The 12424-nt window shown below is 35.6% G+C and carries 11 protein-coding genes and 1 pseudogene; 3 read left to right on the forward strand and 9 right to left on the reverse strand.

What is annotated here, in order from left to right; all coding sequences use genetic code 11:
• Nucleotides 1-18: 18 nt before the first annotated feature.
• The 3 genes from uvrB to JI747_RS08860 all read right to left on the reverse strand — a co-directional run bounded on the left by uvrB (nucleotide 19) and on the right by JI747_RS08860 (nucleotide 4269).
• A complete protein-coding gene (uvrB, locus tag JI747_RS08850; protein ID WP_225687844.1) occupies nucleotides 19-2010 on the reverse strand; it encodes an excinuclease ABC subunit UvrB in 1992 nt (663 codons plus the stop codon).
• Between the two features lie 67 nt (nucleotides 2011-2077).
• On the reverse strand, nucleotides 2078-3895 hold the full coding sequence (locus tag JI747_RS08855) for a M56 family metallopeptidase (RefSeq protein ID WP_225687845.1): 1818 nt from the start codon (nucleotides 3893-3895) through the stop codon (nucleotides 2078-2080).
• Between the two features lie 2 nt (nucleotides 3896-3897).
• Nucleotides 3898-4269 carry a BlaI/MecI/CopY family transcriptional regulator gene (locus JI747_RS08860; protein ID WP_225687846.1) on the reverse strand — a complete coding sequence of 124 codons (372 nt, stop codon included), beginning with the start codon at nucleotides 4267-4269 and terminating at the stop codon, nucleotides 3898-3900.
• 111 nt (nucleotides 4270-4380) lie between these two features.
• Between JI747_RS08860 and JI747_RS08865 the strand changes: the two genes are divergently transcribed.
• Entirely contained in the window at nucleotides 4381-5592 is a 1212-nt protein-coding gene (locus tag JI747_RS08865; protein ID WP_225687847.1) for a PQQ-dependent sugar dehydrogenase, read from the forward strand.
• Between the two features lie 80 nt (nucleotides 5593-5672).
• Here the strand turns inward: JI747_RS08865 and JI747_RS08870 are convergent, their stop codons facing one another.
• The 6 genes from JI747_RS08870 to JI747_RS08895 form a co-directional block, all read right to left on the reverse strand.
• Nucleotides 5673-6830, reverse strand: a complete 1158-nt coding sequence (locus JI747_RS08870) for a pyridoxal phosphate-dependent aminotransferase (protein WP_225687848.1) — start codon at nucleotides 6828-6830, stop codon at nucleotides 5673-5675.
• Between the two features lies 1 nt (nucleotide 6831).
• Nucleotides 6832-7917 carry an FAD-dependent oxidoreductase gene (locus JI747_RS08875; protein ID WP_225687849.1) on the reverse strand — a complete coding sequence of 362 codons (1086 nt, stop codon included), beginning with the start codon at nucleotides 7915-7917 and terminating at the stop codon, nucleotides 6832-6834.
• Nucleotides 7918-8175: 258 nt separating this feature from the next.
• Nucleotides 8176-8793, reverse strand: coding sequence for a DUF502 domain-containing protein (locus JI747_RS08880; RefSeq protein ID WP_225687851.1), 618 nt, complete (start codon nucleotides 8791-8793; stop codon nucleotides 8176-8178).
• An 11-nt stretch (nucleotides 8794-8804) separates the two neighbouring features.
• Nucleotides 8805-9386, reverse strand: coding sequence for a tRNA-(ms[2]io[6]A)-hydroxylase (miaE, locus tag JI747_RS08885; RefSeq protein WP_039371991.1), 582 nt, complete (start codon nucleotides 9384-9386; stop codon nucleotides 8805-8807).
• A 68-nt stretch (nucleotides 9387-9454) separates the two neighbouring features.
• Nucleotides 9455-10552: an acyltransferase family protein gene (locus JI747_RS08890; protein WP_225687853.1), complete on the reverse strand. Its 1098-nt coding sequence runs from the start codon at nucleotides 10550-10552 to the stop codon at nucleotides 9455-9457.
• 108 nt (nucleotides 10553-10660) lie between these two features.
• The gene (locus JI747_RS08895) at nucleotides 10661-11548 is read right to left on the reverse strand and encodes a neutral zinc metallopeptidase (RefSeq protein WP_225687855.1); all 888 of its coding nucleotides are present in this window, start codon (nucleotides 11546-11548) and stop codon (nucleotides 10661-10663) included.
• 181 nt (nucleotides 11549-11729) lie between these two features.
• Between JI747_RS08895 and rplU the strand changes: the two are divergent.
• Nucleotides 11730-12101 (forward strand): annotated as a pseudogene (rplU, locus tag JI747_RS08900) (50S ribosomal protein L21); the annotation flags it as partial.
• Nucleotides 12102-12134: 33 nt separating this feature from the next.
• Complete coding sequence (gene rpmA, locus JI747_RS08905; RefSeq protein ID WP_225687857.1) at nucleotides 12135-12392, forward strand: 50S ribosomal protein L27; 258 nt, start codon at nucleotides 12135-12137, stop codon at nucleotides 12390-12392.
• The last annotated feature ends 32 nt before the right edge of the window (nucleotides 12393-12424 follow it).

The raw sequence follows: 12424 nt of genomic DNA on the forward strand, positions 1-12424 counted from the left end.
TCTTTAAATAAGGTTCTTTTAATCCCGTAAAGCCGCAATTTCATCTCTTAATTTCGCAGCTTTTATAAAATCAAGGCTTTTTGCTGCAGCTTCCATTTCTTTTTGCTTTTGAACGATAATTTTTTCTACATCTTCAGAAGTATAAGAAGCTTTTGTTTCCGCAACTTTTTGTAAAATTTCCTTTTGGGTATATTTTTCGTCAGGGAAATCCTTGCTTCGACCGACTAAATTTTCAGATATTTTTTTGTTTAGAGCTTGCGGTACTTTTCCGTGTTCTTCGTTATATTGTATTTGTTTGGCACGACGATATTCAGTTTCATCAAGAGTTGCCTGCATCGATTTTGTAATTTTATCAGCATACATAATGGCTTTTCCATTGACGTTTCTTGCGGCACGACCTACAGTTTGAATCATAGATCTTCTGCTTCGTAACATTCCCTCCTTATCAGCATCAAGAATAGCAACCAATGAAACTTCGGGTAAATCTAACCCTTCTCGAAGTAAATTTACCCCAATTAAAACATCAAAAAGACCAATACGTAAATCATGCATAATCTGAATACGCTCTAATGTTTCTACGTCAGAATGAATATATCTTGTTCGTATTCCGAATTTTGTAAAATATTTAGTGAGCTCTTCCGCCATTTTTTTAGTCAACGTCGTGACCAAAACTCTTTCATCAACATCTGCTCTTTTCTGAATTTCTTCCATCAAATCATCAATTTGATTTAATGAAGGCCTTACTTCGATAATGGGATCTAGAAGTCCTGTGGGACGAATGATTTGCTCAATATATTCCCCACCTGTTTTTTCAAGTTCATAATCTGCTGGTGTTGCAGAAACATAGATCACCTGATTTTGCATCGTTTCGAACTCCTGAAATTTTAACGGACGGTTATCCATTGCTGCAGGAAGTCTGAAACCGTATTCCACCAAAGATTCTTTTCTGCTTCGGTCTCCTCCGTACATCGCATGAACCTGTGGAACGGTAACGTGGCTTTCATCAATCACCATTAAAAAATCTTTCGGGAAATAATCAATCAGACAGAAAGGTCGGGTTCCCGGTTCTCTTCCATCTAAATATCTCGAATAATTCTCAATTCCTGAGCAATACCCAAGTTCTTTGATCATTTCTAAATCAAGCTCTGTTCTTTCCTGTAGCCTTTTAGCTTCCAAAGGTTTTTCAACAGAATTAAAGAAATCAACCTGTTTTACCATATCATCCTGAATTTCCCGGATGGCTCCATTCAGGGTTTCCTTTGAAGTTACGAATAAATTGGCAGGATAAATTTGTATCTGCTCAAAATTGGCCGTTACATTTCCGGAAACGGGATCAAAACTTTGTATTTTTTCAATCTCATCCCCGAAAAACTGAATTCTGATGGCGTTATCTGCATAAGCCGGGAATACATCAACCACATCCCCTTTTACACGGAATGTTCCTCTTTGAAACTCACTTAAAGTTCTTGCGTATAATGCATTAACAAGTGAGTGAAGTAATGCAGTTCTTGTTGTTTTTTCTCCTAATTCAAGAGAAATAAGCGATTTGTGAAATTCATTTGGGTTTCCGATACCATAAATACAGGAAACGGAAGCAACAATCAAAACATCTCTTCTCCCGGAAAGCAAGCTTGCAGTTGCAGACAGACGGAGCTTTTCTACTTCCTCGTTAATGCTTAGATCTTTTTCAATATAAGTTCCTGAACTGGCAATATAAGCTTCAGGCTGATAATAATCGTAATAACTTACAAAATATTCCACAGCATTTTCAGGGAAAAATTCTTTGAACTCCATAAAAAGCTGGGCTGCCAAAGTTTTATTATGCGCTAAAACCAGAGTAGGTCTTTGAACATTGTTCACGACATTGGCAATGGTAAAGGTTTTCCCGGATCCGGTTACCCCTAACAACGTTTGATATTTCTCACCGATTTCTATTCCGCCGGTAAGCTTTTCAATCGCTTTTGGCTGATCTCCGGTTGGCTGATATTCTGACTGAAGTTTGAATTGCATCTAACAAAATTACAAAATAAAACCGTTCTGAAACTTCAGAACGGTTTTTAATCATCATCATTTGTATTTATTGAAAATTCAGGGTAAGAGGTAATTTGAAAACCGTTTGAATAGGTTTCCCATCTGCTGTTGCGGGTGTCCAGGTTTTATTGGCAAGGACTTCTTTTATGGCACGTGTCGCTTCAGAATTGAAGCTGGGTGTTTTTCCATCAGCTTTTATATTGGTCGCTTTTCCGTTTTCGTCTATGGATATATAAATATCTGCTTTCATCATTCCTTTTTCATCTTTTCCGAAAGCAGAAGTGTCAAATTTGTTGGCAAACTGTTTTCTTAGCTCATGAATACCTCCCGGGAATTCTGCTTGAACTAAATTCTCAGCAGGAGCTGGAGGGGGAGGCGGTGGTGCAATTGCTAAATCTGTGACTGTATTATCATCATTTGTATTTTTAATTTTTTCAAGTTTTGCACTTATTTTTGTCTTAGGAGTAGTTGTATCTTTTTTTACCGAATTGATTTCCGCTTTAAAACCCATTATGATTTTACTGTCCTCCTGTTGATATTTTTTAAAATATTCATTTGTCATTAGATCGACTTGATAAGGCTGAGGATTTTTTTTGCTGATAGCGTTCGGATATCTTTTACTGATGAATTTATGGGAAAAGTCCGTTGGAGTGTAATTTTTTAAATCCTGATTATTTGTTTTCTTTCCATCAATCCATAATCCATATTTATTCTGATTGGTAAAATCCTGTAAATCTTTAGCTGATGGCGGATTCTTTTCAAACTTTTTGGGATTGATAAATACAATAAAAGTTTCTTTTTTTTGCTGATCCGTCAGTTCGTTATAAAGCTCCGTCAGTTTTTTTCTGTCAGATGAAGAAATTTCCCTTTCAAATTTTGCATATTCTTTTTTATTTAAAAGATCAGAATATTTCTCCAGGATCAGTTTGAAATCTGAATAAGGATCGTTTGAAGGAGTTGCAGAAAAAGTATTTTTATTTTCCTGCATCAAATTTTCTGAATTTTCTTTTGCATACGCTTTGTCAACAAAAAATACAGCTAAAGCTGCAAACGCAGGGATTGTAAGATACTTTTTTGCTTTCGCGAATTTTGAATTTTTTCTTGTCATCATAATAAATCGTTTTTTGGTGTTGTTAAAATTGAATTGGTGAATCAGGCTTAAATTCTGCTGCTTAAGAATTTCTTGTAAAATAAGTTCCTGATAATTTTTGATGTTTTTATTCACATGAATAACTTCTTCATCAGCAATGAATTCGTGATTGGTAACGATTGCTTTTTTGTAGAAGTACACAAACGGATTAAACCAAACTAATATTTTCAGAATTTCTGTAACTAAAACATCTGCAGTATGTTTTTGCTTTACATGAATCTCTTCGTGAAGAAAAATACTGTTTTCTATACTGCCTTCTTTAAAATAATCCTTAGAAATATAAATCGTATTCATAAAACTAAAAGGAGGGGTATTGTCTTCAAGGATCTTAATTGTTCTGCTTTTGTAGGTAATTTTTTTACCTTTCAGGCTTTTGATCTTATAGATTGAAAACAGAAGCTTGCAGAGTAAAATTCCGGCTACTAAAAGATAGATCGGAAGAATTAAAGAAGTATAGTCAAACGCTTCCTGTGATGCAGGAATCTGTGAATAAGAAACCGTCTGAAGAGCTTCCTCGTTTTGAAAAAATATTTTTTCTGCAGGTGCTTTTTGTTGTGTTTTTATTGTTATAAAAGGAACACCATAAGAAAATACAAGAGCGAATATCAGGAAAAACCGGTTAAACACAAATGTTTTTTCCTTTGCCAGAAACAGATGATAACATCCCAGCAGAATTCCTGAACAGATAATGATTTTTAAAACAATCGTTTCCATTTTTATTCTTTTATCTGTTGATCTATAATATCACGGAGTTCTTTAAGCTCTTTCTGGGTCAGTTTTGAATTTGACGTAAAGAACGAAGCAAACTGTGTAACCGAGCTGTTAAAAAAGCGGTCGATCATCGAGGTCATTTCTTCTTTGAAATATTCTCCTTTTGCCACTTTAGGATAATACTCACGGGAATTGCCGTAAAGGGTAAAACCTATTAAATCTTTATTCTGCATGCGTTTCAGTAACGTAGCCACTGTAGTAGGAGCGGGTTTTGGTTCGGAGTAAGACTCTAAGATCTCTTTCATGAAAACCTTTTCTTTTTCCCATAAGATTTCCATGAGTATTTTTTCAGAAGCTGTAAGTTTTATTTCTTTCATGTTTCTACGTTTTGATATTTAGCTCTACAAATGTAGAATTAAATTTTAATTACGCAAATTTTTTATGGCATTATTTTTCCTCTCATCTTTATAACCACTTAAATATCAATTATGAAAATCCACAATTATCTTTCAGGAATCCTTTGTATTGTCATTTTTTTCTCCTCGTGCAAAAAGACAACGGCTCAGCAAACACGGTCTGACGGAAGTGCTGAAACCCTCGAACCCAATACTTCTTACAAACCCGCTTTTGTGGGACAAACAAGAATTAAGGCTGTAAAAACTAAAACCCCATATAAAGTTGAGGTCTTAACTAAAGGTTTAGGTAGACCGTGGGGAATTATTAATTTACCCGATGGAAGATTTTTAATTACCGAAAAAACAGGGTTTATGAATGTGGTTTCTACAGACGGAAAGCAGATTTCAAAAATTGAAGGTTTTCCTAAAGTGGATTCAAAAGGACAGGGCGGAATGCTGGATGTTGCGCTTGATCCCGATTTCCAATCAAATAATATTATTTATTTCAGCTTTTCAGAGCCTTTTGGTAAGGGAAATCTAACTTCTGTTGCCAAAGGAAAACTATCTCAGGATTTGAAGTCTATTTCTGAAACACAGGTGATTTTCCGTGCAGAACCTTCGTATGATGGTGATAAACATTACGGAAGCAGACTAGTTTTTGATAAGGATGGAAATCTGTTTGTAAGTACTGGAGAACGATCAGATAAGCAAACAAGAGTGTATGCTCAGAAAACAGATAATTATTTAGGAAAAGTTTTAAAAATAACGAAAGACGGCAAACCTGCACCCGGAAATCCATTCATTGGTAAAGCAGGATATAAACCTGAAATTTATGCTTATGGAATCAGAAATCCGCAAGGCTTAGCAATAGATCCAAACGGAAATCTTTGGGATGTGGAAATGGGACCGAGAGGTGGAGATGAAATTAATTTAATTCAACCCGGAAAAAATTATGGTTGGGGTGATGTCACGTACGGAATTGAATACTCTGGTGAAAAAATAAATGGCGGAACAACTCAGAAAGCAGGAACGGAACAACCTGTTTACTATTGGGATCCTGTCGTATCACCAAGTGGAATCACGTTCTATACAGGTAATATTGAAGAATGGAAAAACAATTTATTCATCGGCTGTTTGAGTGGGGAACATATTAACAGGATTGTGATGAATAATAATAAAGTCGTAGGTGAAGAGCGATTGCTTTCAGATCAGAAAGAAAGATTCCGGGATGTATTGAACGGAATGGATGGAAATCTGTACGCAGTAACCGACAGCGGAAAATTATATAAAATTTCGAAAAAATAATGATGAAAATTTCCCACAGACTTTGTAAACTATACAAATTAAAAATCTGTGCAATTCGTGAAATCTGTGGGAAAATATATTTAGAAACTATTAATCAATCTATTCAATCCTTCCGTAAGAATTTCCTGAGACGTTGAGAAGCAGATTCTAACGTGTCCTTCCGCTCCTTTCCCAAACCATCTTTCCGAACCGGGAACAATAGCCACTTTTCCTTGCTGTAAAACATGCTGTGCGAATGCTTCACTCGACATTCCGTTTTCAATCTTAGGGAAAATTACGAATGTTGCTTCAGGTAAATTAGGCGTTAAAATTCCTGAATTGCTTAGCATACTGTGTGCAAGATCTCTGTTGTGCTGTAAATGCGTCAGAAAATCATTGAACCAAGGTTTTGCTTTGTCGATGGCTACACTGGCTGCAATTTGTGAAAGCGTAGAAACCCCTTCAATGGTAGAATTAAAGTTTGATTTTTCTGTAAAATCATCCAAAAGATCTTGATCATTACACAAAACAGCTCCAATTCTTAATCCAGCAATCCCAAAAGACTTTGAGAACCCGAATACCGTAAAACTTTTCTTTTTAGCTTCTTCAGAGACTGAAGAGTAGGTATTAAACTCTCTTTTATCATACACAATATCACTCCAGATTTCATCACTCATTACCCAAAGATCATGAGCAGCGGCAATCTCAGAAATTTTCTTTAAAACTTCTTTGGAATAAACTCTTCCCACCGGATTGTGCGGGTTACAAATACTGATAAGTTTTGTTTTCGGACCGATTAAAGAAACCAGCATTTCAAAGTCGATATCTCCTGTTTTGGAATCAACAGCACATAGTTTGATATTTCCGCCAACAGCATCCACTGTTTTTTTGAATAAGAAATCAACCGGATCAAAAATAATGGCTTCATCTCCGGGATTAAGAACATATTTAGCTACCATAAACATTCCCATGGCAGCGCTGTTTACCGCTAAAACATTTTCTGAGGTAAAGTTCCCGTTTTTTCCGGTATTAAAATGTTCTGCAACGCTTTTTTTGAACTCAGGAATTCCTGAAAAAGGACCGTAGCTAAGGTAGCCGTCTTTGATGTATTCAATAATTCCGTTTTCGATTTCCTTTGACATTCTGAAATCCGGATCTGCTGCTGTAAGAGGAATGATTCCGTCTTCTAGTGTTGCCCATCTTCCGTTATAGGCTTTTCTTTTCAGGGCTTCGAAATTAATATCGTTGTTTGTAAACATATTATTTATATGAAATGGGTAATGTATTTTTAGGTTGTTCGCTTAGCGGTAAAAGGAATTGATTCAACAATGCTCTTCCGTTTTTGATGTGGATCTCAATTTCAGGCTTTCTTTCTTCTTCATACTTTTTGAATGTTTCCTGAAGATCGTTTTCTTCCAGTAAAAGTTGAGTCAATGTGTAAGAATCTTTTAAAGCAGAAGTTACGCCCTGGCTTGTAAAAGGAATCAATGGATGTGCAGAATCGCCAATGAACACTACATTTTCATGATAGAAAGGATTTAATTCTTCCAATTCATAGACTCTCCAAATGTGAGCGTTTTCATAGCTGGAACCTTCAATAATAGATGAAATCAACGGATTCCAGTCTCCGAAATGATCCTGCATGAATTGTTTAATGCAATCCGGAGTATAATCTTCATTGATAAAGAATTTGCTGATATCAAACTGGCAATACCAAAGGATTTTTGAAGGAGAAAGTTTTAAAACTCCAAAAGTAAGACCTCCGTTTTCATGATGGAATTTCAGGAAGTTGCTTTCAATTTGACTGGCTAGTTCTTCGTTTTCGATAATGTTTACCACCTCATTTTCAAGAACGGCTTTCATCGTTTCGTGCTCGAAAATGGTTCTTCTGATTCTGCTTCTTGATCCGTCAGAAGCTACTACAATGTCAGCTTCCAGTGGAGTTGTTTCATCAAGGGTAATATCTGCTTTTCCATTGGAAAATCCGTTTAGGGCAACTGTTGTTTCGTAAGAAATCTTTTCTGCAGGGATTCCTTTTGCCAGAATTTCTATCAATGCACTTCTGGAAACCACAAATACATCATCAAGATCTTTTTGTGAGATCAATTCTCCGTCCTGGCTGTAATGAAGGTATTTTTTCAGAAAACTTCCTTTTGTATAAAGATCGTCAATATTAATAATGCTTGAAAGATGCTCTATTCCCTCTTTTGGAAGAATAAAACCGTGTCCTTTCAGGTCGTTTGGGGTTCTTCTTTCATAGATGTGGTAGTCAATATTATTTTTTTCCAAATAATTGGCCATACTCAATCCGGAAACTCCGGCGCCTATGATTGCAACTTTGCTCATCCTATTAATTTAAATCGTATTGTTAGTTTTTATTTGTAAAAATCGGTAATTTTTAACCAAGAAGACACAAAAGTGTTTAAGATGTATGAATTTAAAATTCATAACTCAAATGGATAAGTACCCATTCGTTTGTGAACTTTTATTTTCAAAATGAGAAACTTTAAAGATGTAAAGTCTGCTTTTGTCTCTTTTGTGGTTGAAAAATTGAATCGTGAAAATTGTATAATATCTGATGTGATATTATTTAAATAGAAAAGATTATTCCGGTGCTTTGAAAATATTATCGTCAGAATGGAATCCTGCAACACCACCACTTACCGCAAATTTCATTGCAGAAGCAGCCGTCATACCTACTACAGGCTTTATATTTTTCTCTTCAGTGACGATGACCCAACCGGAAATCGCATAAGAATGGGGAAGATAGACCGCAATATAGTTGTCTTTACCCACATCTGACATTTCTTTCTGTGTTAAAAAACCGATTCTCCATATTTCAGGATTTTCGTTGGTCTTTACCCAAACCGGATCGTTGAATTTTTTGGTGTCTCCCACAAACGAAGACATTACGTCTTTTGTAGGGGAATAAATATGTTTTATACCCGGAGTTTTTTCTAAAAGTCGATCGATCGCATCAACAAAAAATCTTCCCACTACAAATTTGTTTCCCAGGTAGCCGAGCAATGCGGTACCCAATAATAAGGAAACGAAAACTATTCCCGGAGCTTCTTTAGAAATCGAAGGAATGATATTATCTATGGAAGTGACAATATACCAGATGACAAAAACCGTAAGACCAATTGGACCGATAATAAGTAAACCCTGAAAAAAATTCTTCAGGAAGTAACTCATAATATTTTCAAAAGCCGGTTTTTTCAAAATGTATATTTTTATCCGTGGATGCTTTCTTTGTTTCCATACGACTGAATGATTTTAGCTTCATATTCCAGCCATTCTTCCCAACGCTGGTTTACTTTTTCAGGATCGCCAAGCTGTCTTGCAAATCCGATAAAAGTGGTGTAATGATTGGCTTCCGAAATCATTAATTCTTTATAGAATGTTTTCAGTTCTTCGTCTTTGATGTTTTCTGTTAAGACTTTAAATCTTTCACAACTTCTTGCTTCAATCATAGCTGCAAAAAGCATTTTATCAACGATCAAATCGTCTCTGTTGCCTCCTTTCTGAATGAAATTAACAAGTTCATTCACGTAATCGTCTTTTCTGGTACGCCCGAAAGTATAGCCACGTTTTTTTATGATCTCATGAACCTGATTAAAATGATCCAGCTCTTCCTGAGCAATTGCCAAAAGTTCCGTTACAATTTCCGGATATTCCGGAAGCATAGTAATAAGCCCGATCGCGTTGGTTGCTGCTTTTTGCTCGCACCAGGCATGATCGGTTAAAATTTCCTGAAGGTTTCCTTCTGCAATATTTGCCCACCTTGGGTCGGTAGGAAGTTTCAGCTTAAACATGACTTGAAAAATTTTTGTAAAATTAAAATAATTTGCAATAAGAATATTATTTTATTTCAAATTGGCTTTTATGCAGATGTAGAAGCGGTTTTCTTTCTCAAAAACTCCAGTATTTTCCATCCGAAACTGTCAAATTTCTTTAATCCAGCTGCAATAATGAATGCTAAAATGACATTTACGACATAAATAAGGATCATTAAAACCCACCATGGCATATTCTCTTTTAGCGGAACGACTAAGAAATAGACCAAAGAAGAGCTGATTCCTTGGGCAAAATAAAAGAATATAGCATTTTTACCGATGTGAGTAATGAAGCTTTCTTTTGAAATTTTAAGTCTGTTGTAAAAAACAAATAATGTGGTAAGAGAGAATAACGTCCAAATAATATAAATAGTAGTAGGTGGAAATTTATTTTTATTGATCTTGTAGAAAACGTCTTTTCCGTAATAAGAAAACAGCCATACTAAAGCTAAAGCAACGACACTATAGAGTACAGGAATCAGTTTGGTCGGGATTTTTTTACCTCTCATCTGATGGGCGATCAGAAAAACGGTCATATAAAAAGCCACGTATCCTACCTGTCCGGACGGATAATATTCCGGGAAGATATTGAAAAGTAAGGTCAGTGCAATACAGATTCCGATAGACCAATTGATATGTTTTGGGAAAAATTTTAAAATTAAAACCCCGAAAACGGTTAATATAAAATAGACTTTAAGATACCAGAAACTTCCCATTACAACAGGAAATGTATCTGCATTGGTGTATTGATGAAGATACCAGTTTCCGAGATTTTGCCATTGTGGCTGTGTAGAAATATCGATTGCTGCATACTTTGATCCGAAAGTGGAGTAGAAGTTGTGAAGCCATTCGAGGGAGAAAAAAGCGAGCCCGAAAACTTTAAAGAAGTAATCTAAAAAGAAAAGCAATGTTACAAAGATCATGTAAGTGATCTGCAATTTTAAAAGTCTGTAAAACGTTTTTTCTATGTTTGAACCGGAAGTAATTCCGCTTAAAGCATAAAATAAAGCGACATCAAAAACCAATGAGAAAACCCTCACTTCGGGCAGAATATAAAACTGGCCGGACCAAAATGCGGTATGAATAAAAATAATCGAAAGTGTTGCTAGTCCTTTAGCAAAATCTATATAAAGATCTCTGTTCATGATGATGTAATCTGGGCTCAAAAGTAAATAAACTTTATGAATTTTTTTGGAAAGAAAAAGAGACAGGAACAAGGCCTGCCTCTAAAGAAAGATATTTCAAAAAGGATATTATTTTAAATTTTTAAATTCTTCCGCAGAAATTTCTCCATTCTGAATTTGTTTCAACTCTTCCAGATATTGCTTCATATAATTATCAAGCTCCGGATATTGAGAATTTTTTGCCATTTTATAAGTTCCGTTCAAAACGCCCTGATAATAATAAAAGAAATTATAATCAAAAGCAGAAGCGGAAAGATCATACTGACCCAACAAGAATCCCAAACGAACCGCAGATCTTCTTTGTGGTGGCGTTCCGTGATGTCCTGCACTAGTTGTTTGATAATCTCCGATGCTTTGTGCAAATTCATAAGCCGCTGCAATTTGCGCAAAACTGGTCTGATTGTAGCCGTTTGGTCTTCTCAGGTAATATCCGGCAAAACCATCAGCTTCCAGTTCGTTTGGTCTTGCAGTAGACTCACTTACAGAAGGCAATCCGAATATGTACTGCAATTGATGTCCATATTCATGGGCCAAAATCATTGCATTCACAATATTTCCGCCTTTGTTTTTTGCATCTGCATAAATGGCATAGCCGTAATAAATCTTTCCTGTGGAATAGGAAATTGCATTGTATGTTGAATTCGGATTGGAAGGATCATTTACAAATCTCAATGTTGGAGCCGTTCTTCCCCACATACCAGCAATTGTGGTCATCTGAGAATTCATAAAATTAGTGTCTGTGGAATTGGGCAATGTCGTTGTGAGAACTGCAGACGAACTCCAGTATTGATCTACATAATAACACATTTTTTCCAGTTCGTTCGGTTGGTCTATCTTTAAGTTTTCTGCTTGCTGTTCCTGTTGAACAGGAGTTTCCAAAGTGTCGTCGTTACATGCTGATAATGAGAGTGCAGCAATTGCTCCCAGTACTATTGGGAAGTGGAGGTTTTTTTTCATATATATAAATATTTGGTGTAAACGAAGTTATTAATTTAAACGAAAAATATTATCACTTTATTGTGAAAAATTATTCAAAACATAGTTAAAAAATTATTTAAAAAAAGATTGGATTGAATTTGAGAGGATTAGAAAATATTTCTTATATTTGCACCTCGAAATAACTAAAAATTTATAAACAATGTTTGCAATTGTAGAAATAGCAGGGCTTCAATACAAAGTTGAGCAAGACCAAAAGTTGTTTGTGAACCGTTTAGCAGGAGACAAAGGAGGTAAAGTATCTTTCGATAAAGTACTTCTTACTGTAAACGGAGCAATCACAGTAGGCGCCCCAGCTGTAAGCGGAATCACTGTAGAAGCAGAGATCCTAGATCACGTAAAAGCTGATAAAGTAATCGTTTTCAAAAAGAAAAGAAGAAAAGGTTACAAAGTGAAAAACGGTCACAGACAGTCATTAACTCAGATCAAAATCACTGGTATTACAGGATTTGACGGAGCTAAAAAAGAAACTAAAGCTAAAAAAGCTCCTAAGACTGAGGAGGTTAGCGCAGAATAATTGTTAAACCACACAAAACCTTAAAATAAAATGGCACATAAGAAAGGAGTTGGTAGTTCCAAAAACGGTAGAGAATCTCACTCTAAAAGATTAGGGGTAAAGATTTTCGGAGGTCAGGAAGCTATTGCTGGAAATATTATTGTTAGACAAAGAGGTACTCAACACCACCCAGGTGCAAACGTAGGGATCGGTAAAGACCACACTTTGTTCGCTTTAGTAGACGGTAAAGTAGTTTTCAGAAAGAAAGCAAACAATAGATCTTTTGTATCTGTAGAAGTAAACGCATAATTTAAGCGTTTCATAAAAATTAAAATCCTCAG

The sequence above is a fragment of the Chryseobacterium tagetis genome (assembly GCF_016735585.2).
GTDB lineage: Bacteria > Bacteroidota > Bacteroidia > Flavobacteriales > Weeksellaceae > Chryseobacterium > Chryseobacterium tagetis.